Raw genomic sequence first — 19,003 nt, forward strand, 5'->3', positions numbered from 1 at the left:
CTGAAAATATGAGTTTTAAAAAGGATCAAGAAAGAAATGAATGTATCTAATCATAATTTTTTCTATGCTGAAACGTTTGAAATTCTTGAAAAACTTAATCATCAGCCTACACTCAATTTTTATCAAGAGCATAGAGAAAAATTTATTAAGTATGTAGAACAGCCTTTTGAACAGCTTGTAAATCAGGTAGCATCTGAACTACCTCCTCAAATCACAGATCAACTAAATATACAAATTGGTAATTTTTCCTATCCACAATGGAGGTGGTACGAGCATAGTTTTTATTGCGCGTACCCAGAATCAATTGATGACACTCAGTTATTTATAGCTATTAACCATTGTTCATTAGTTTTTGGTCTATTTATTGGTTCGGAACCTGACAAAAAAAAATTTATCCGTAACTTTCGCTATCTGTATCGTTACAATTCAGAAGTTAAAGAATTGATTACAAAAGATGGATTGGAACAAGTTTGCACCATTTGCGATTCTGATAAATTATCTGAGTCTGATTGTACTATAGAATCTTTGCCAAATGATACATTTAGCAATGCCTCTAAAGATATAAATAGTATAAAATCGATTGTGTTTATCAAAAAAACACAAGTTTTATCGCTTGACAACAAAGATATTGTTACCAAAATTAGGAATGAATTTGAGAGAATTTTTCCTTTGTTTTTAATGGGCAAATTTTCAAACGCTCGGCAAGAAATAATAAATTATATACAACCCAGAGAACCCGTTTATCAACAACTCAGCTTACCATTTTTTGAACTCAGACTACCATTGTCATATCGCGATAATCTCCTAGTTAGTAATACTAATATAAAATTTTATAAAAAAGTTTCGCTAAAATTAGCGTATACACTGACTCAATTTATTGATGATACGATGTTGGAAAGAGAGATAGTGGTAAGTTGGCTAAAAGCCATAGAACGTAAAAAGCAACTAATCCTCTACGGCTCACCCGGAACAGGAAAAACGTTCATTGCTGAAAAACTCGCCCAACACTTAATCGGGGGTAGTAACGGTTTCTCCGAATTAGTGCAATTTCATCCAGCTTATTCATACGAAGACTTTATTCAAGGCATCCGCCCACAAAATAAAGATGGGCAATTAAGCTATTCAATGGTTCCAGGTAGATTCTTAGAATTCTGCAAAAAAGCCGAGTCCCGTGAAGGTATTTGTGTTTTAATCATTGATGAAATTAACCGCGCAAATTTAGCTCAAGTATTTGGTGAATTGATGTATTTGCTAGAGTACCGAGATAAAGAAATTCCTCTTGCTGGCGGTAATACTTTTCGCATTCCCTCAAATGTTCGGATTATCGGTACAATGAACACAGCCGATCGCTCGATCGCACTAGTAGATCACGCCCTACGTCGCCGCTTCGCATTCATCGAAATTCGCCCCAACTATGACGTACTGCGGAACTATCACGAAAAGAGAAATACAGGTTTTGCAGTAGACGGTTTAATTCAGGTATTGCAAAAATTAAATCAGGCGATCGCAGATAAAAATTATGAACTCGGTATCTCTTTCTTTTTAACAGAAAAGCTGGCTGAAGACATTGAAGATATCTGGAAAATGGAAATAGAACCGTATCTAGAAGAGTATTTTTTCGATAAGTTGGAAAAAGTCGATGAGTTTCGCTGGGATAAAATTAAACAGCAGGTGATCCCATGACTCCTCTGCAAGATATCGAGTTAACTGAATACAGTTCCAAAACCTTTGAAATTAACGAAATTGAATATGCGATCGCAGAAACTTTGTGGCGCAATTATGATAAAGAAGTTACCGTAGACTTCCCAACTCCCAAAACTGGCAATAAGTGGAAATTAACCGCTAAAGGATGGGTAGGACATATCCCAGTAACTCCAGATTTTCACCTTTCACTGTTGCCAAAAGTGCCGTTAGGTAATCTTTTCAGAATGTTAGAGTATGCGTACAAACTGAAAAGCTTTTGCTTTCTCCCAGGACTAGTTAATTGCGAATCTCTAGAAGAATTTTATAATAATCTTGCTCATGTTTTAGCCCAGCGAATTCTAGACAGATGTCGCAAAGGATTTTATCGTGCTTATCTGCCAAAAACAGGCAATCTCGCTTATGTTCGCGGTCGTTTAGATATGCGTCAAACTATCCAAAAACCTTGGGAAGTAAAGCTAAAATGCCATTACGAAGAACACACAGCTGATATTGCAGAAAATCAGATTCTCGCTTGGACACTTTTTATTATTCTCCGTAGCGGTTTGTGTAAAGAAAGAGTATTACCAAAACTGCGACAAGCATATCACACTTTACAAGGATTAGTAACCCTAAAACCATTTAAACCAGAAGATTGTCTTGGGCGAAATTATCATCGCCTTAATGAAGATTATCAACCATTACACGCACTTTGTCGCTTTTTTTTAGAGAATACTGGGCCAAGTCATGAAAAAGGCGATCGCACTATGCTACCCTTTCTAATTGACATGGCGAAACTCTATGAAGTTTTTGTCGCAGAATGGCTAAAAGAAAACTTGCCATCTCACCTCTTTCTCAAATTTCAGGAACGGATAAATATTAGCGATCGCATTTCATTTAAAACAGATATAGTCCTTTACGAAAACTCAACAGAAAGCCCGCGCTACATCCTCGATACTAAATACAAAACTCCCACTTCCCCAGCATCCGATGATGTAGCACAAGTTATCGCTTATGCCGTTTCTAAAGAATGCCAAGAAGTAATTTTAGTTTATCCAACCTCCCTTAAGCATCCGTTAGATAGATTGATTGGAAATATCCGAGTTCGTAGCCTAACATTCTCTTTAAATGGCAACCTTGAAGATGCTGGTAAAAACTTTTTAAAAGAGTTCTTTTCCTAACTATTAAAAACATTTATTTAAGTGTTAAACTCAAAGCTTGCACCAGTGGAGGTAGAACCTCCGGCGTTCTCGTTCCCAGGTTGAACCTGGGAACGAGAAATAACGAGAAATACGCCCGTTATTCTTTAGTCCGCGTAGGCGGACTTTGTTTGTGTAGTAGCGATTTCAATCGCCCAATAATATTTGAATTTAGGAATTTTCTTGTGCAAATCTAGCTAAAAGTTCCTCACGGGATAATTGCAGTAGCAAGGGAGTAAACTCTTCTGGTGGTAATGATAGTAGGCGATCGATCGCAGATGAAAGTTCTGCATCTAAAGAACCAAAGCGTACTCGCAACAAGTTTTCCACCACCAAGCGTTCTCCTTGCTGCATTGCTTGTTCTCGATCTTGCTGATAAAGGGGTGCTAATCTCATAATTAACTCTCGATTTTCCTCTTGAATTTAATTTGCTTTCCCATTAGGAATTTTGCTGTCCAAATCTAGCCAAAAGTTCCTCACGGGATAATTGCAGCAGCAAAGGAGTAAACTCTTCTGGTGGTAATGATAATAGGCGATCGATGACAGATGAAAGTTCTGCATCTAAAGAACCAAAGCGTACTCGCAACAAGTTCTCCACCACCAAGCGTTCTCCCTCCTGAACTCCTTGCTGCATTGCTTGTTCTCGATCTTGCTGATAAAGGGGTGCTAATCTCATAATTAATTCTTGATCTTCTTCGTCTTGAACTTGAACTTGATTTGCTTGCAAGTTTCGTTGCAAGTTGTATAACAATTCTAGCGCCGCTGCACGATATGGGTTATTAACAGGAAGTTTTTCTAAGTCATCAATTGCCTGTTTTTGCACGTTTCCTTTACCGAGAATTCTTAACCATAGCGTGTCTGTGGTGAGGGGTAATTGGTGAACTGCGATAATTGCACTCCGAAAATAGGATGGCATAAAATAGATCCCTGTTACCCAATTCTGATTAGGAATTGCACCAAATTGCGATAATAAATTGTTTGATGCTGTGGGGGTAATAATCCATAATTTCGGTAAGTCTGATTCTTGTAATCGAGTGTTATTTCGATTTGCTTCTCGGCGTAATTCACCTCTAACTTCTAATATTTTTAACAGACAATCGCCTATTTCTTCGTCGCTTGCTGCATTGCGATATGGTTCAAAAATGGAGATAGTTGTTGCCAATCTTCCTAGCAAACCCAAATCTTCTGGAGGTGAGTTTTGCTGCTCACTGGGAGCAAACCAAACATCGATTTCTCTGACTTCTCCAGCTACTCTGCGCGGTGCTTGGACTACTCCGTAAGGTGTTAGTAATTTCTCTAAGTAATCTTTGGCAAATTGGTCGTGAATAAATCGGGTCATTGGGTGTAAAGTTTGTTGGGAACTGACCTGTTTATTAAATATTTTATCAGGTGCGTTGGCGTAGCCTGCCGTAGGCACATCGCCATTTTTTAATCCAACCCTTTGCTTTTTCACAATTACTCAAATTCCGGCGACCACAAATCAGCAATTGCTAACTCCCAACCAGGTAATAAATCAGGAATAGTTAAAACATCATCATCAGTCAAAATTACCACATCTTGACCTAATCGATATACTTCAACAATATGCTTTTCTGGGTTAATTAAAATACCAATTCTTGTTCCCAAGCTGAGAAAGTCTTCAATCTTTTTTCTTAAAGATTTGAGACTATCACTTGGAGATTTTACTTCTACCATTAAATCAGGAGCTAATTCAGCAAAAGAACGGGGACTTTTCCGCAATCTTTCTGCTAAAACAAAAGACACATCAGGTGCGCGGATATCTGAATTTGGCAGAATGAAACCAGCACTAGAACCAGTTACTCGCCCTAGCTTACGCGGTTTTACCCAGTTTAACAACTGAGTAGCAAATTCAAAAGCAACTTCTGCTGATTCATAACCTGATGGACTCATAACAATGATGTTCCCGTCAACTAACTCCATGCGATAATCAGGGTGTTTTGCTTGTAGTTTTTCCAGGTCTTTAATTGTTAAAGAGGACATAGAAACTCCTTTCGCGATGATGTTACTCTTATAATTTTAAGCAGGATCTAAACCTAATTGATCTTCACTATTACTAGAAACTTGCGCTGCTTGACAGATATTGCACAGTCCAAAAAACTCTAATGTGTGATAGTAAATCTTAAATTTGTAAGAATTGTGCAGTTGAGTTTCTAAGTCTTGAACTGGACATTTATCTAATGAAATGGATTTGCCACATTCTAAACAGGTAAGATGGTGTTTGTCTTGCTGAACACAGCTATAAAGTGATTCGCCGTTGGATAACATTCTCACTTGAAGTGCGCCCTCTCGTTTCAAAGCTTCTAAAGCGCGATAAACTGTAGCCAAGCTCATGCCTTGGTTCTGATTTCGCAATTCTACATAGATATCCTGGGCGGAAATTGCTCGGTTGACGCTTTGGAGAAAATTTAATATTCTTTTTTGGCTGCGTGTGTGTTGTGTTTTCATTCGTATTATCCCAGTTTGAACCAGACTCCATGCCCTTTTTATACGCTATCTCAAATAGCTTAGTTAGGAGATTAACCATTGGGAGTCGAGTACCACTCTAAAATAAAAAGGCTGGCACATTAACTATTATCAGTGAGGATAGGATAATGAAATATCATGCTCGCATCTATGTTACCCTACGACCCTCGGTTTTAGACCCTGCTGGTGTTGCGGTACAGTCGGGGTTAAAACACATGGGTTATGAGAATGTGGAACAGGTGCGAATTGGGAAGTACATTGAATTAAGTATCACTGCTGAGTCGGAAGATGCGGCAAAACAGCAGCTTGATATAATTTGCGATCGCCTATTAGCAAATGTGGTAATCGAAAATTATTGCTTTGAGTTAACTGAGGTTTCTACTCCTGCGGAGGCGAAGGTATGAAGTTTGGGGTGTTAGTTTTTCCGGGTTCAAATTGCGATCGCGATGTCCTCTATGTTACTCGCGATTTACTCAAACAACCAACTAGAATGGTTTGGCATGAAGAAACGGATATTTCGGATTTAGACGTGGTGGTAGTTCCGGGCGGTTTCAGCTACGGGGATTATTTGCGTTGTGGTGCGATCGCACGCTTTTCTCCAGTAATGCAAGCTACAGTGGAACACGCAAACAAAGGTAAATTAGTCTTGGGTATTTGCAATGGTTTCCAAGTGCTAACTGAAGCGGGGTTGTTACCAGGGGCGTTGGTGAGAAATCGGGATTTGCATTTTATTTGCGATCGCGTTCCCTTGCGCGTCGAACGCACAGATACAACTTGGACGCAATTATATCAAAAAGGAGAAGTGATTAGTTTGCCGATCGCGCACGGTGAAGGAAATTACTATGCCGATGCTGATACTTTGGCACGTTTGGAAGATAACGGTCAAGTTTTGTTCCGTTACGAAGGTGAAAATCCCAACGGTTCTTTAAATAAGATTGCAGGTATTTGCAATGAGAAAGGAAATGTGCTGGGAATGATGCCGCACCCAGAAAGAGCATCAGATAAAATGTTAGGAGGAACCGACGGATTAAAGTTATTTGAAGCATTGCTAAAAGTAGCAGCAACAGTCTAATTGTAGGGTGCGTTAGCGACAGCGTAACGCACCATTCCCCTAAAGTTTTACGGAACCACGAAGGCACGAAGAACACCAAGGAAGAAGAAGAGGATAAAGAGTATAACTAACCCGGAAATGATATAATTAAGGATTGTTAGAGGATTTAGTTAACCCTTAAATTTTGTACATCGCAGCGACGCTTATTCATAACTAGAGGAAGATAATGATGATTGAATTACACCCAGAATATTTAAGTAAAAACGGCAAGAAAGAATTTGTTGTCCTCCCTTACGAAGAATTTCAGGCATTGCAAGAACTATTAGAAGATTTGGAAGATTTGATTGATTTGCGAAATGCCAAGCAGGAAGATGCAGATAAACCTTCAATATCGTTAACAGAAGTAAAGAAACAATTGGGATTGTCAGAGTAAGAACTATTTAAAATAAATTTCGCCCACACCCACCCGGAAATCAATTTCCGGGCTAATAGCGAAAGTCGGTTAAAACCGACTAAAAACCCCAACAAAAATTTCAGTCTGTTGCAACGGACTTCCGCTATAAGAAAAGCGATTTGAATCGCAGGCGGGCTAAGATGGTTGCCATTAACTCTGTATTAAAATATTTCCTAATTGAAGATGAAATAACTAAATAATACTTTGTTATTCTGGTAATGTAATTGGTCGCGAACCCTGTCTAACTGCAATCACGCTAACTTGTTCTGATTCTACATAATAAATAATCCGATATGAGCCTTCAATTACTTCACGAATTTGCTCATCTTCAATATTCTGGCACAATGCGACTAGAAAAAGGAAAAGCAGCAATCTGCTCTGAACGATTAGTCAAATTATCGATTATTCTATCAGCAGATTCAGTTGAGTTTTGAGCAATGTATTCTCTAATTACTATAAGGTCTTCTATTGCTTTATCTGTCCAATAAATATTCACGTTGATAATCCAAGTTTTCTTTGCACTTCCTCCACCGTTCTTATTCTACCAGCTTTAACATCAGCAAGACCAGCTTCTACACCTTGCCTAATATAAATTGCATAAATCAAGTCATCCCAAGTGCAATTTTCCGGTAATTTGTCAATCAAACGACGAGCTTCTTCTTTAACGTTTACAGTTTTCATAAGTATAAACGCAACAGAGATTTTACTTGCACATTCTAACACAAATAAGATTAATGGGCTATTATTGTCAATATCGATAAGCACCTATATCAAAATATCTCCTCTACGTCGCAAATCTTACCTCCTCACCCATTTAACAGCCAAAAATGCCGTAAAATTTTGGTATTTATTATCTGAGGTATAACAAATGGAATCTCGCGAATACGAATTTAGTAGTTCCCAGAACGAACTAATCAAAAACCTAGCTGATAAAATGCGCTTTGTAGCTGCCTTTCTGATCGGGATTGGCGCTCTGGGAATAATAGGCGGGCTGTTATCATTACGAACAGGTGGAGTAGGCAACATCATCAATGGAGTTGTTTACATCTTAACTGGCATTTGGACTAACAGCGCTTCTTCAGCTTTCCGACGCATTGTAGAAACTAGCGGCAGTGACATCGAAAATTTGATGGGTGCGCTGGGTGAGTTGAGAAAACTTTACACTCTGCAATACTGGCTGTTAATCATTGCTTTGATCTTTATTGCGATCGCATTAGTGTTTACTGTGATTTTTGTAGCAACTACTGTAGGCAGGTAGAGTATTAACAAATAGCCATCTAAATCAGGACAAACAAGTATTTTTTAGGAATCAGAATTCAGAATGCACAATCTTTTACTTCCTGTATTCTGAATTCCAATTCCTAAAACCTCACTCCGTAGTCGTCGCACTTTGCTGTTTTACCCCGCGCATTTGCCAAATCTTCGACACAGCAACTCCCAACAACATTGCCAATAAAATAGCAGTGAATATCGGCAACAAAATTCCTAAAATTGACAAAACAACCGAAGTTGCAGTTTCAAAAGTCGCCAAAACTGGATTACCCAAACCGCCAGTTGTCGTAGTAGAAAATAACCGAGTAATATTTGTGATTACTTCTACAATAGCAGCCGAACCACCACCTGCGATCGCAGCCACACTCCACTGAAGTACAGGGTCAAAATGAGTAAACATGGAAGCAGTAATAATTGTCCCAGTTGCCACTGCAACTGGTGTCGCTAAAGCATCTAAAAAATGATCTAACCAAGGAATATAATAAGCAGTAACTTCGATTAAAGTAGCAAGAGAAAATGCTACCAAAGCCTCATAAGTACCAATCCACTCAAAACCAGATCCAGGTGTCCAAACTCCCGTCAAAGCAGCAATACTCATCGCTAAAGGCGGGACAAAAACCCGAAAGCCACAAGCAGCACTTAAACTAATTCCTAAACAAATTCCTAACAAAATATCCATATAATTTTCCTTCAAAAATCAATTATTCACACCCGCTTTGTTAAATTTGGCAAATTTTTAGCCCAGTCTACATCTAACTGTTGGTGGACTTATCTACTGGCAATTAGACCTGATTTTTACTTAATAATTTAATCCCAGAGAAAGAGTAAATGGTGATACTAAATTGGCTAAGTTCATAGAAATAATGAAACAGAGGATACAATCTATGACTAACCAACAAAATCCTACATTGCCAGAAGATCCCAGAGAAGCTGAACCCGGAAGAGGCGCACCTGGTAACAATCATTACGGCGTACAAACCGCACAAAATACTAATGTTAATCCCCGAGATGCAGAGATTCCTTCTAATGTGGATGTAGAGCAGAATATCGAGCAATTAGAAGCATTCAGAGAACAAGAAGAAGGTAGTGATTTAGACACCACTGCTGGTTATGTTATCGATGAATCTGGACGAATGGATAACTTTGCGATCGAACCTAAGATGTACGTGGAAGAACACTAAAATTTAATAGACATCTCCAAAAAAGCTTGTAGAGACGTTATATATAACGTCTCTACAAGCTTTTTTGGAGATGCACCTTTAATTTCTGGAGATGTCTAATTAATTTTGTCTGGGAGAACCGAACTCAAATTCATCTCCCAGCTTTAGTAACAGCCATTAATCGAAATAGGTAGTAAAATATAAAAGTGCATCTATTGGGATTATCAAACTCACAACAGACTAATCTGGTTACTTTGCAATACTTACTCGATCTGATTTTGCTGTTGTCTTCAAAACCATGCCAAAACTAGATTTGCCTCTGTTATTATATTTTGTGTACTCTTCCCAGTTTCCGCAAATTCTAACGAAACGGCTAACTTTACAGAGAAATATAAATTTTTGGCTCTCAAATCTGTAATTTAGTTAAAGAATTTAATAATACCTCTGTGATTCTCAAGTTTTTTGACTACAGTAGCCCAAATTAGAGTATAAAATATATCATGTTCATTGCCCCAAGAGTAAGTTTAATGAATGAGGCGTTAATCAATTGTTTTAGCCAATTAATTACCAGAAATACGGGTTTGCACATTAGAGAGGAGGATAAAAATACATTAACAAAAAAACTCTGGCAAAGGATAAAATATTTGCGAATATCAAATCCCGAAGATTATTATCTATTTTTAGAAGCCAAGAATGAATCTAAAACTCCTCAAGGTAAATTCGGACTCGGAAATTGGTCAGCAAAACAGGAATGGAAAGAGTTAGTATCTTTACTCACTACGGGAGAAAGTTACTTTTTTCGCGATCGAGGGCAATTTAACCTACTTAGAACTAAAATATTACCAGAAATTATAGCAGCAAAACAGCAAAACTCAGAGGTAACAGGTAATCATAAAAAATCTCTCAGGGTTTGGAGTGCTGGCTGTTCTACAGGCGAAGAACCTTATTCTTTAGCTATTTTAATTCAAGAATTAATTTCGGACTTAGATAATTGGAATATCTTAGTTTTGGGAACAGATATTAATTATAAAGCTATTGAGAAAGCCAAACAAGGAATTTATAATCCTTGGTCTTTTCGGTTAGTAGATCCTCATTTACAAATTAATTATTTTCAAGAGCAACAAAACGAATGGCAAATAGACGATCGAATTCGTCAGATGGTGAAATTACAACAGGGAAATTTACTAACCGATAACTTTCCCGACTATAATACTGAGTTTCACGATATGGATCTGATTCTCTGTCGCAACGTTTTTGTGTACTTTGAACGCCTAGCTATTACAACAGTAGTTAAAAAATTTTATGATACCCTAGTGCCTGGTGGTTACTTAATGACAGCACACACAGAGCTTTATGGTCAGAATATGGGTGAATTTCAAGTCAATGTATTACCAGAATCAGTAATTTATCAACGAAGACAAAGTAAGCAATTAGAACCTAGTGATTCTGTGCAGCAAAAGAGCAGAAAAACAGATTTATCTAAAAGTTATCATTCTGATCATAGCCAAATATTTAAGAGTGAAACAGCGAAATACCAAGACAAACCTGCTGTAGTAAAAGAATTACCGCAGAAAATCCAATCATCAAATTTTGAGCATCATTATGCAAATTCTCCGCTCGCAAAACCAACAGAAACAGTTATCACAAATGTATCTACTTCTGGCAATCAAAATTCATCCAATAATTTGATGAAAGAAGCAGAGATACTTTTTCAAGAAGAAGCTTATATGCCAGCAATTAAAAAAGCCGAACAAGTGATTGCTTGCCATCCGCAACATTTTGCTGCTCATTACTTACTGGCGCAAGCTTATGCTAATTTAGGTCAGCATAGTAAAGCTGTTTATTACTGTCAGCAGGCAATAGCAATTGATTCTTTGGCAGTACAGCCTTATCATTTATTAGCGCATATTGCTGAAGAAAAACAAGACCTAGAAAAAGCCAAAATATTTTTGAAAACTATTATTTATTTGGCACCTTCTTCTGTTTCAGCATATTTGGAACTTGCGGCTATTTATGAAAAAGAAGGAAATACTAATAGAGCGAAAAAAATGTTAGCAACTGCTTTGGAACTACTCAAACAGCTACCATCCTCAGCTATGGTAGAGCAACAAAGCTCTGTAACTGCTGGTGAGTTGCTAGAATACGTCAATAAACTATTGTAAGAAAGTTAATTGCTAATTAATTAGCTGAAACATACTATCCTAATTATACTAAAAGTAAAATCAGAAAAAATAGTTAAAAATAGGGAAACTGTGCAAACTTAAAGCAAAATCTTGTTAGGGGTGCTTCTCAAAGTGACAAATCAGCAACAAGTAGAGGAATAGACTGCCACTCTGGTTAACTAAGTCCAATTATTGATTAAAGTAGAAATAGAAACCAGTATTACAAGCTTGAGCTTCTGCGCTAACAGCTACTAGTAATAGTGTTTCTAGTAAATTGGCAAATTGTCAAGTTGTATAGGTTCAGAAATCAAACTTTTATCTCATAACTTTAGCAAAAATACAAATAGGTTAACAATGACTAATAAACCTTATCTGATCTTTAGAATAAATAGTTCACGCTATGGAGTGGAAACATTTTGTGTGCAAGAAATTTTCTCTTTACCTAATTTGACACCTATTGCGGAAGCACCAGCTGATATTGTTGGTGTAGTAAATCTGCGTGGGGATATTCTACCAGTATTAGACTTAAATATTCGGTTGGGTTACGAGCAATTAGATTATAGTTTAACAGACAGTATAATTGTTTTAGAATCGCCAGAATTTCGCTTAGGAATTATTGTGAATCAAGTCCTAGAAGTTCATAATATTTACCAGCAAGAAATGACAAATGAACTATTCTATATACAGGAATTGAATGGAAGTGCTTCGCATTTTATAGCTGGCATTGGCAAAGTAGATGCAGATCTTATCATGTTGCTGAATCATGAAAAGTTACTTTGCTATTCCCAAAATTTTGAATCAATTTTAGGGAAAAGAACTTTAGAAAAAGGAGAATTTACGGAGAAATTCAGCAAAAAACAATTGCTATTTTGTCCTGAAGCAACGCCGGAAGAAAGAGCAATATTGAGAGAACGTGCAGAGAATTTAAGGCAACCTACTCAAAAAGAAGATTTTACCGGATTAATTCCTTTAGCAGTGGTGGGGTTAAATAATGAATATTTTGGGCTAGATTTAGGAATTGTGCGCGAATTTACTGATATTCGTCAAGTTACTCCGGTTCCCTGTTGCCCTCCGCATATTGTGGGTAATATGAATTTGCGGGGAGAAATTTTGACATTAGTTGATATTCGCACAGTGTTAAATATGCCAATATTAGAGATGGAAAATAGCAATAATATTAAAGTAATGATTATTAAAATGGATGATTTAATTGCAGGGGTGACAGTTGATGAAGTGTTTGATGTAATGTATTTGCAACCGTCGCAGATTTTACCTGTACCGACAGCAGTGCATTCAGCAAATAGGGAATATTTACGAGGTACGGCTAATTACCGCGAGAAAATGATGAGTATTTTGGACTTAGCCAAAGTTTTTCAGCAGGGTGATTTAATTGTAAATGAGGAAGTGTAATTTTATGAAATTTGATAGTATGTTTGGTAATTTAAAGCTAAGAGACAGGATTATTTTAGGGTATTCTGTGCCTTTACTGTTTTCAGTTGCGATCGCCAGCGTAGTCTACTACAACGTGGGAAAAGTAGAGTCACAAAATAAAAGAGAAGTTTTGGGTTATGAAATAGTCAGAAATACAGACACGATGGCTTTGGGTTTAGCGAGGGTGCAAAGGGCTGGTAGAGGTTACTTATTAAAACCAGAGCCACAAAACGTTATCAGCTTTCAGGAAGGAGAAACGTCATTTAAGAAATCAGCGGAATACTTGCAAGAAAGAGTAGAAGTTAGCGAACAAAAACAGCGTTTAGAACAAGTGATTGCACTGGGAAAACAGTCTATTGAATTTAATAGGAACTTGATCAATTTAGTGAGAACTGGCAGAGTAAAAGAAGCAGTACAAAGTTATAATTCGTTAAGTCGGCAAGAATTGAATCGGGAAATAGAGCAATTATTGAATGAATTTGAGCAAGATGAAATTGCAATTCAACAACAAAAAAATAAAGAAACTAAAGATGCCTTAAGTGCGCTGAATTTAGCAGTAATTATCGGGACATTATTATCGATCGCTTTGGCGATTCCTCTAGGTTTATGGATTGCTTCGCGAATTACACAAACAATTAATGAAAGTGTGAATGCGATCGCTAGTTCCTCCACAGAAATTGCTGCCACAATCGAAGAACAAGAACGCGCCGCTTCCCAACAAGCTTCCGCAGTTCATCAAACTACTACCACTATTGATGAATTAGGCGTATCTTCTCGTCAATCAGCCCAACAAGCAGAAATGTCAGCCAAAGGCGCACAAGAAGCATTAGAAAAAGCTGAAGAGGGAAGTTCTGCGGTGGAATTATCTTTGCAAGAAATGGGAAATTTGAAACAAAAAGTAGAAGCGATCGCCAATCAAATTCTCAACTTAAGCGAACAAACAAATCAAATAGGTAACATCTCTACCTTAGTCAGCGAATTAGCTAACCAAACTAATATGTTAGCTTTGAATGCAGCAGTAGAAGCCGTGCGTGCTGGAGAACATGGTAAAGGTTTTGGAGTTGTGGCTAGTGAAATTCGCAAATTAGCCGATGCTAGCAAACGATCTGCTGATAAAATTAATGGTTTAGTGGGTGACATTAAAAATGCGATTAACTCTACAGTAATTGTGACTAAAGAAGGCACTAAAAGTGCTGAACAGGGAGAATTAATTGCTCAAAAAACTGCCGATGCTTTTGCCAGTATTATGGCAGAAATTAACAACGTTTATGAAAGTAGCCAACAAATTTCCTTGAACGTCAAGCAGCAAGCCACAGCGATTCAGCAAGTAGCCTCAGCAATGAACTCTTTAAGTACAGCTGCTATGCAAAACGCTAGTGGAATCAGCCAAACTAAACTTGGTACCCAAAAACTCAACGAAGTTGCTGTAAATCTTAAATCAGTTGTCTAGTAATGGATCAGATCAGAGCAAATATTGAGTTAATGATTAAGCGAGAAAATGCTCTGCAAGCCCAAAGAATCCAAGCCGCAAAGCCAGCAGAATTTTTAGCTCAAGTTGTTTCGATCGGTGGTACAGTAATTGCGGTTTTAGTCGGTTCATTTATTGTACTTTTTATTAGTCGCCAAATTGTTCAACCAATTAATCAGCAAGCAACAAGCAACTGCTATTGAACAGGTAGTTGAGGCGATGAATAACCTCAATCAAGGCGCAGCTGAAGCTGCTAGTGGAATCAGCCAAACTAAAGAAAGTACCCAAAGGTTAAATGAAGCAGCCATGAATCTTAAAACCATAGTTTAAAGACTAAAAAATCTTGCAGATACCAACAGAGAGAAAATTATGTTTAGTAAATTTAAATTACGGAATCGAATGTTATTAGGTTATGGAGTGCCAATAATTCTATTCATGGGATTAGCTGGATTAATTTATTCCAGTACAAATAGATTGGTTCTCGCTTTTGATGAAGTAAAACGAAACCAAGAAATTCTTGAGAATAGTGCTTTAATGAGATTTAGCTACGCTAGGAAGGCTTTGGCACTGCGGGGTTACGTAATTTTTCGCAATAACCAGCTAATTAATGATTACAAAACCTGGCTGCAGCTATTTACTGAATATTCCACTAAGATAAAGCCAATGCTTACCAATTCTCAACAGATAGAACGTTGGGAAAAAATGGTAGTTTTAAATAATAGATATAACCAAGTAGCTAACAGAGTTATTAACTTAATTCAGGCAGGTAAGCAAACAGAAGCAATTTCTTTATTAAGAACAGAGCAAGAGCAATCACTAGTCAATGATTTTAGAGATTTAAGCAGAGAATTTAACGAAGCTGAGAAAAATTTAGTTCTTCAAGCAACTAATGAAGCTGAAAAGGTACTAAACAATTTGATTGCTGCCGTGTTAATAGGTGCTCTTTTGTGTTTAGGATTTTCCTTAATAGCGGCAATTTTAATTTCTTCAGGTATTACTTCCCAAATAAATAAAGCTGTAAATGCGATCGCCACTTCTTCCACAGAAATTGCTAGCACAGTCGAACAGCAAGAACGCACCGCAAATCATCAAGCAACAGCTGTCAATCAAACAACTACCACAATGGATGAATTAGGAGTTTCTTCACAACGCGCAGCAAGTCAAGCTGCTACTGCTGCTACTAGTGCTAAAGAAGTATTACTATTAGCCGCATCGGGAACCGAAGTAGTAGAAAAAACTCAATCAGGGATGTTATCGCTAAAAGCAAAAGTCACTAGTATCGCCGAACAAACCTTAATTTTAAGTCAACAAACCAATCAAATTGCTAGCATTTCCAACTTAGTAAGTGACTTAGCCAACCAAACAAATATGTTAGCTTTGAACGCCGCTGTTGAAGCGGTGCGTGCTGGTGAACATGGCAAAGGTTTTGGCGTTGTCGCCGCAGAAATTCGCAAACTTGCCGATCAAAGCAAAAAATCTGTTGCTCAAATCAATTCCTTAATTACAGAGATCCAAAATGCCATTAATTCTACAGTTATCGCTACAGAGGAGGGTACTAAAACAGTAGATGATAATGCCAAAAATACCCAAAAGACAGCAGAAACTTTCACAAAGGTAGCAGCATCAATTGACAACATCGTTCTCAGTGTTCAACAAATTTCCTTAAGTGCCAAAGAGCAATCTATTGCCATTCAACAAGTAGTAGATGCGATGAATTCACTAAACCAAGCTGCTGCTGAAACAGCCAGCGGCATTAGTCAAACGAAAATTAGTACCCAACAGTTAAATGAGGCAACTATGAATTTAAAAAATGTAGTTTAACTGAGGAATTATTAATCATTTCCCTGTTACCAAAAATCATGAATAGCCAAGGAGAAAATTATAATGTATATCGACGATGAAGAACTGAGAGTTATCTTTAAATCCGCCAGCGAGGAACATTTACAAAAATTAGAAGAAGGCTTGCTGCACTTAGAAAAAGATTCCCACGATCGAGCAAATTTAGAAGAAATCATGCGGGAAGCACATAGTCTCAAAGGCGATGCTGGGATGTTGGGATTAAAAGATATTTCCACTCTCGCCCATCAATTAGAGCATATTTTAGGTACAATAAAACGAAATGAAGTAGAACTATCGCCTGATGTTAGCGATCGCCTTTACCAAGGATTAGATGCCATTAGTCAATTAGTAGTAGAAGCAGTTACAGGCACTCCACCCCGCATAGATGCCTTCCATGTTTTAGCTTATATGATGGGAGGAAATAGCCCAGAATCTTCGGATAATTCAACAGAAAATCAACCATCATCAGAAACTCACGAAGAAGACACCTTATCTGGAGAGCAACCAGAGGAAATAGCAGCAGAAACTCCAATTACTGCGACTGATGTAGAAGTAATTCACCCAGAAATAGAAGTTCCGCCAACTGTTAATCTCCCAAACATTACCTCTGACACAGTTCCCGTCAACGAAATTCAAAAACTAAACCTTACTATTTCCCCAATTTCAGAAAACCCTCCAGAACCACTAAAAATTTTCCCAAACTTAACTCCCACTGAGCAAACTTACCGCATTGAAAGCGTTAGAGTAGAAACTCGGCATTTAGATTCTTTAATGACTCAAGCAGGTGAACTTACAGTCACCAAAATTCGGGTTAATCACCGACTGGCAGAAATTGAAGAAATCGCCAATTTATGTGAAGAATATAGTCGCATTAAATCTCAATCTTCGAGAATAACACTCAAAAATGAATCAGCACAAACAGACTTTTTCCCCGTTGCTGCTTCTCTGTTTTCTCTGCCCCAAAGCTCCGATTTAGCACATAGTAAAGATTCATCCAGAACTAAAGAACAATTCCTGGATAAACTGGGAATGCTAGTTAACAAATTACGAAATTCCCTTTATGAAGATGTCCAGAGACTAGAAGTAATTTCTGATGAACTTTCCGATGGAATTAGAACTCTGCGACTATTACCATTATCAACTATTTTTAATTTATTTCCTCGCATGGTACGCGACTTAGCTAAACAACAAGGTAAAGAAATTAATTTCATTATCGAAGGAGCAGAAACAAAAGCCGATAAACGCATCATTGAAGAAATGAAAGATCCTTTGATGCACATGATTCGTAATTGTGTCGATCACGGAATTGAAGCTGTAGAAGAAAGATGCCGTCTCGGTAAACCTCCCCAAGGAACAATTTTACTGCGATCGAAACAAACAACAACCAATGTAGTAATAGAAGTTATCGATGATGGTAGGGGATTAGATATTGAAAAAATCAAACAAACTGCATTGAAACGCCGTGTTTGTCGCGAAGAAGAACTGAACACAATGACACCATCCCAAATTCAATCTTTAATTTTTACACCGGGATTTTCGACTCGGACATTTGTTACCGAAGTTTCGGGTAGGGGTGTAGGTTTAGATGTGGTACGGAATAATGTAGAACATTTGAAAGGCAATATCCAAGTTGAATCTAATTTCGGAATGGGTTGTACAATTCGGATGTTGTTACCCACAACTTTAGCGACAGCGCACGTATTAATTGTTTCAGTCGATAATATTTCTTATGCAATTCCTGTGGAATATGTGATGATGGCGCGGTTAATTACACAGTCAGATATTTTTCCCATTGAAGGACAAGATACAATTCTTGTTGATTCTCAACCTATTTCAGTGACTCACTTAGCTGATTTATTAGAAATAAATCATCAGCAGGGATGGGGAACTCTTCCGCTTCAGCAAGCAGCTACAAATTCTCAACATTTGCCTTGTATTATTATTAAAGTAGGAGATGCTACTTTGGGATTAATTGTAGACGCATTACTAGATGAACAGGATGTAATGCTCAAACCCCAAGGTAAATTGCTCAAGCGGGTGCGGAATGTTTCCGGTGCAACTATTTTGGGTACTGGGGAAGTTTGTATGGTGTTAAATCCCCAGGATTTAATTAAATCTGTGCGTAAGCAAGCAGTCTCAAAAGTTACAAGACGCTCTGTAAAATCCCTAGCTTCAAAAGAACGTAAACAAGTTATTTTGTTAGTAGAAGATTCGATCGCCATTCGTACCCAAGAAAAACGTATCCTAGAAGGAGCAGGTTATGAAGTCGTAACAGCCGTCGATGGCATGGATGCACTTACTAAATTAAAATCTCGCTCTTATGATGCTATAGTCTCCGACATTCAAATGCCGAATTTAGATGGTTTATCGCTCACCGCCAAAATTCGCCAACAAAAAGAATATAGCGAAATACCGATTATTTTGGTAACTTCCTTAGCCAGCGATGAAGATAAAAAAAGGGGTGCAGAAGCAGGTGCCAATGCCTATATTACCAAAGGCACTTTTAACCAGCAGATGTTATTAGATACTCTCAGAAGACTCGTTTAATAGTCATTAGTCATCGATGATTAAGTAGGTGCAAATAAATAAAGTGAAAATAGTTATCTATCAATGGGGCGGGGAAAAAAAAACACCCACCACAAAAAAAACATTGTTATTGGGTGGGGGTAATTTGCCCCCAAAAATTTATTTTTTTTTTTTTAAAAATAAATTTAAAAAATTGGGGGTCATGTTCCCCCCCCCAAATTAATTATAAATTTTTGGGGGGGGGGTAATGTCCCCCGCCCCATTGATAGATAACTAT

The 19,003-nt window shown here is 37.6% G+C and carries 20 protein-coding genes; 13 read left to right on the forward strand and 7 right to left on the reverse strand.

The features are described from left to right. Nucleotides 1–36: 36 nt before the first annotated feature. Nucleotides 37–1,683 (forward strand): McrB family protein, encoded by a 1,647-nt coding sequence (locus ACE1CC_RS26455; RefSeq protein WP_413273420.1) that lies wholly within the window; start codon nucleotides 37–39, stop codon nucleotides 1,681–1,683. Further along, on the forward strand, nucleotides 1,680–2,861 hold the full coding sequence (locus ACE1CC_RS26460; protein ID WP_413273421.1) for an McrC family protein: 1,182 nt from the start codon (nucleotides 1,680–1,682) through the stop codon (nucleotides 2,859–2,861). Before ACE1CC_RS26455 ends, ACE1CC_RS26460 begins: the two co-directional genes overlap by 4 nt. Before the next feature lie 189 nt (nucleotides 2,862–3,050). Here the strand turns inward: ACE1CC_RS26460 and ACE1CC_RS26465 are convergent, their stop codons facing one another. The 4 genes from ACE1CC_RS26465 to ACE1CC_RS26480 form a co-directional block, all read right to left on the reverse strand. Beyond that, nucleotides 3,051–3,275 carry a hypothetical protein gene (locus ACE1CC_RS26465; protein WP_413273422.1) on the reverse strand — a complete coding sequence of 75 codons (225 nt, stop codon included), beginning with the start codon at nucleotides 3,273–3,275 and terminating at the stop codon, nucleotides 3,051–3,053. Between the two features lie 43 nt (nucleotides 3,276–3,318). Then, entirely contained in the window at nucleotides 3,319–4,218 is a 900-nt protein-coding gene (locus ACE1CC_RS26470) for an RpnC/YadD family protein (RefSeq protein WP_413273440.1), read from the reverse strand. A 116-nt stretch (nucleotides 4,219–4,334) separates the two neighbouring features. Beyond that, on the reverse strand, nucleotides 4,335–4,880 hold the full coding sequence (locus ACE1CC_RS26475; protein ID WP_413273423.1) for a Uma2 family endonuclease: 546 nt from the start codon (nucleotides 4,878–4,880) through the stop codon (nucleotides 4,335–4,337). A 36-nt stretch (nucleotides 4,881–4,916) separates the two neighbouring features. Continuing rightward, nucleotides 4,917–5,345 carry a Fur family transcriptional regulator gene (locus ACE1CC_RS26480; RefSeq protein WP_413273424.1) on the reverse strand — a complete coding sequence of 143 codons (429 nt, stop codon included), beginning with the start codon at nucleotides 5,343–5,345 and terminating at the stop codon, nucleotides 4,917–4,919. A gap of 146 nt (nucleotides 5,346–5,491) precedes the next feature. On the opposite strand from ACE1CC_RS26480, the gene purS reads away from it, so the two are divergent. The 3 genes from purS (at nucleotide 5,492) to ACE1CC_RS26495 (ending at nucleotide 6,847) form a co-directional block, all read left to right on the forward strand. Further along, the gene (gene purS / locus ACE1CC_RS26485; RefSeq protein ID WP_413273425.1) at nucleotides 5,492–5,767 is read left to right on the forward strand and encodes a phosphoribosylformylglycinamidine synthase subunit PurS; all 276 of its coding nucleotides are present in this window, start codon (nucleotides 5,492–5,494) and stop codon (nucleotides 5,765–5,767) included. Next, entirely contained in the window at nucleotides 5,764–6,435 is a 672-nt protein-coding gene (purQ, locus tag ACE1CC_RS26490) for a phosphoribosylformylglycinamidine synthase subunit PurQ (RefSeq protein WP_413273426.1), read from the forward strand. The genes purS and purQ overlap by 4 nt, the downstream gene beginning before the upstream one ends. Nucleotides 6,436–6,643: 208 nt before the next feature. Continuing rightward, nucleotides 6,644–6,847, forward strand: coding sequence for a type II toxin-antitoxin system Phd/YefM family antitoxin (locus ACE1CC_RS26495; RefSeq protein WP_459563923.1), 204 nt, complete (start codon nucleotides 6,644–6,646; stop codon nucleotides 6,845–6,847). Between the two features lie 349 nt (nucleotides 6,848–7,196). Here the strand turns inward: ACE1CC_RS26495 and ACE1CC_RS26500 are convergent, their stop codons facing one another. Together ACE1CC_RS26500 and ACE1CC_RS26505 are read right to left on the reverse strand one after the other, a co-directional pair. Next, nucleotides 7,197–7,364: a type II toxin-antitoxin system RelE/ParE family toxin gene (locus tag ACE1CC_RS26500; protein WP_413273428.1), complete on the reverse strand. Its 168-nt coding sequence runs from the start codon at nucleotides 7,362–7,364 to the stop codon at nucleotides 7,197–7,199. Continuing rightward, nucleotides 7,361–7,549: a hypothetical protein gene (locus ACE1CC_RS26505; RefSeq protein ID WP_413273429.1), complete on the reverse strand. Its 189-nt coding sequence runs from the start codon at nucleotides 7,547–7,549 to the stop codon at nucleotides 7,361–7,363. Before ACE1CC_RS26505 ends, ACE1CC_RS26500 begins: the two co-directional genes overlap by 4 nt. A gap of 187 nt (nucleotides 7,550–7,736) precedes the next feature. Between ACE1CC_RS26505 and ACE1CC_RS26510 the strand changes: the two genes are divergently transcribed. Beyond that, nucleotides 7,737–8,126, forward strand: a complete 390-nt coding sequence (locus ACE1CC_RS26510; protein WP_413273430.1) for a hypothetical protein — start codon at nucleotides 7,737–7,739, stop codon at nucleotides 8,124–8,126. Nucleotides 8,127–8,237: 111 nt separating this feature from the next. Here the strand turns inward: ACE1CC_RS26510 and ACE1CC_RS26515 are convergent, their stop codons facing one another. Continuing rightward, complete coding sequence (locus ACE1CC_RS26515; RefSeq protein ID WP_413273431.1) at nucleotides 8,238–8,819, reverse strand: DUF4126 domain-containing protein; 582 nt, start codon at nucleotides 8,817–8,819, stop codon at nucleotides 8,238–8,240. 205 nt (nucleotides 8,820–9,024) lie between these two features. Here ACE1CC_RS26515 and ACE1CC_RS26520 point away from each other — a divergent pair, with 205 nt between their 5' ends. From ACE1CC_RS26520 to ACE1CC_RS26550, 7 genes are all read left to right on the forward strand, one after another. Further along, the gene (locus ACE1CC_RS26520; RefSeq protein ID WP_413273432.1) at nucleotides 9,025–9,321 is read left to right on the forward strand and encodes a hypothetical protein; all 297 of its coding nucleotides are present in this window, start codon (nucleotides 9,025–9,027) and stop codon (nucleotides 9,319–9,321) included. Between the two features lie 506 nt (nucleotides 9,322–9,827). Continuing rightward, nucleotides 9,828–11,462 carry a CheR family methyltransferase gene (locus ACE1CC_RS26525; protein ID WP_413273433.1) on the forward strand — a complete coding sequence of 545 codons (1,635 nt, stop codon included), beginning with the start codon at nucleotides 9,828–9,830 and terminating at the stop codon, nucleotides 11,460–11,462. Between the two features lie 354 nt (nucleotides 11,463–11,816). After that, entirely contained in the window at nucleotides 11,817–12,872 is a 1,056-nt protein-coding gene (locus ACE1CC_RS26530) for a chemotaxis protein CheW (RefSeq protein WP_413273434.1), read from the forward strand. Nucleotides 12,873–12,876: 4 nt separating this feature from the next. Continuing rightward, the gene (locus ACE1CC_RS26535) at nucleotides 12,877–14,343 is read left to right on the forward strand and encodes a methyl-accepting chemotaxis protein (protein ID WP_413273435.1); all 1,467 of its coding nucleotides are present in this window, start codon (nucleotides 12,877–12,879) and stop codon (nucleotides 14,341–14,343) included. A gap of 2 nt (nucleotides 14,344–14,345) precedes the next feature. Then, on the forward strand, nucleotides 14,346–14,564 hold the full coding sequence (locus ACE1CC_RS26540) for a hypothetical protein (RefSeq protein ID WP_413273436.1): 219 nt from the start codon (nucleotides 14,346–14,348) through the stop codon (nucleotides 14,562–14,564). 166 nt (nucleotides 14,565–14,730) lie between these two features. Continuing rightward, complete coding sequence (locus tag ACE1CC_RS26545) at nucleotides 14,731–16,182, forward strand: methyl-accepting chemotaxis protein (RefSeq protein ID WP_413273437.1); 1,452 nt, start codon at nucleotides 14,731–14,733, stop codon at nucleotides 16,180–16,182. 63 nt (nucleotides 16,183–16,245) lie between these two features. Then, nucleotides 16,246–18,747, forward strand: coding sequence for a hybrid sensor histidine kinase/response regulator (locus tag ACE1CC_RS26550; RefSeq protein WP_413273438.1), 2,502 nt, complete (start codon nucleotides 16,246–16,248; stop codon nucleotides 18,745–18,747). Nucleotides 18,748–19,003 lie beyond the last annotated feature (256 nt).

The organism is Floridaenema aerugineum BLCC-F46 (genome assembly GCF_041929345.1).
GTDB lineage: Bacteria > Cyanobacteriota > Cyanobacteriia > Cyanobacteriales > Aerosakkonemataceae > Floridanema > Floridanema aerugineum.

Excerpts from the sequence above, each read along its gene's own strand:
- ACE1CC_RS26455 (WP_413273420.1), top strand. The coding sequence starts at position 37 with ATGAATGTATCTAATCATAATTTTTTCTATGCTGAAACGTTTGAAATT.
- ACE1CC_RS26460 (WP_413273421.1), top strand. The coding sequence starts at position 1,680 with ATGACTCCTCTGCAAGATATCGAGTTAACTGAATACAGTTCCAAAACC.
- ACE1CC_RS26465 (WP_413273422.1), bottom strand. The coding sequence starts at position 3,275 with ATGAGATTAGCACCCCTTTATCAGCAAGATCGAGAACAAGCAATGCAG.
- ACE1CC_RS26470 (WP_413273440.1), bottom strand. The coding sequence starts at position 4,218 with ATGACCCGATTTATTCACGACCAATTTGCCAAAGATTACTTAGAGAAA.
- ACE1CC_RS26475 (WP_413273423.1), bottom strand. The coding sequence starts at position 4,880 with ATGTCCTCTTTAACAATTAAAGACCTGGAAAAACTACAAGCAAAACAC.
- ACE1CC_RS26480 (WP_413273424.1), bottom strand. The coding sequence starts at position 5,345 with ATGAAAACACAACACACACGCAGCCAAAAAAGAATATTAAATTTTCTC.
- purS (WP_413273425.1), top strand. The coding sequence starts at position 5,492 with ATGAAATATCATGCTCGCATCTATGTTACCCTACGACCCTCGGTTTTA.
- purQ (WP_413273426.1), top strand. The coding sequence starts at position 5,764 with ATGAAGTTTGGGGTGTTAGTTTTTCCGGGTTCAAATTGCGATCGCGAT.
- ACE1CC_RS26495 (WP_459563923.1), top strand. The coding sequence starts at position 6,644 with ATGATTGAATTACACCCAGAATATTTAAGTAAAAACGGCAAGAAAGAA.
- ACE1CC_RS26505 (WP_413273429.1), bottom strand. The coding sequence starts at position 7,549 with ATGAAAACTGTAAACGTTAAAGAAGAAGCTCGTCGTTTGATTGACAAA.
- ACE1CC_RS26510 (WP_413273430.1), top strand. The coding sequence starts at position 7,737 with ATGGAATCTCGCGAATACGAATTTAGTAGTTCCCAGAACGAACTAATC.
- ACE1CC_RS26515 (WP_413273431.1), bottom strand. The coding sequence starts at position 8,819 with ATGGATATTTTGTTAGGAATTTGTTTAGGAATTAGTTTAAGTGCTGCT.
- ACE1CC_RS26520 (WP_413273432.1), top strand. The coding sequence starts at position 9,025 with ATGACTAACCAACAAAATCCTACATTGCCAGAAGATCCCAGAGAAGCT.
- ACE1CC_RS26525 (WP_413273433.1), top strand. The coding sequence starts at position 9,828 with ATGAATGAGGCGTTAATCAATTGTTTTAGCCAATTAATTACCAGAAAT.
- ACE1CC_RS26530 (WP_413273434.1), top strand. The coding sequence starts at position 11,817 with ATGACTAATAAACCTTATCTGATCTTTAGAATAAATAGTTCACGCTAT.
- ACE1CC_RS26535 (WP_413273435.1), top strand. The coding sequence starts at position 12,877 with ATGAAATTTGATAGTATGTTTGGTAATTTAAAGCTAAGAGACAGGATT.
- ACE1CC_RS26540 (WP_413273436.1), top strand. The coding sequence starts at position 14,346 with ATGGATCAGATCAGAGCAAATATTGAGTTAATGATTAAGCGAGAAAAT.
- ACE1CC_RS26545 (WP_413273437.1), top strand. The coding sequence starts at position 14,731 with ATGTTTAGTAAATTTAAATTACGGAATCGAATGTTATTAGGTTATGGA.
- ACE1CC_RS26550 (WP_413273438.1), top strand. The coding sequence starts at position 16,246 with ATGTATATCGACGATGAAGAACTGAGAGTTATCTTTAAATCCGCCAGC.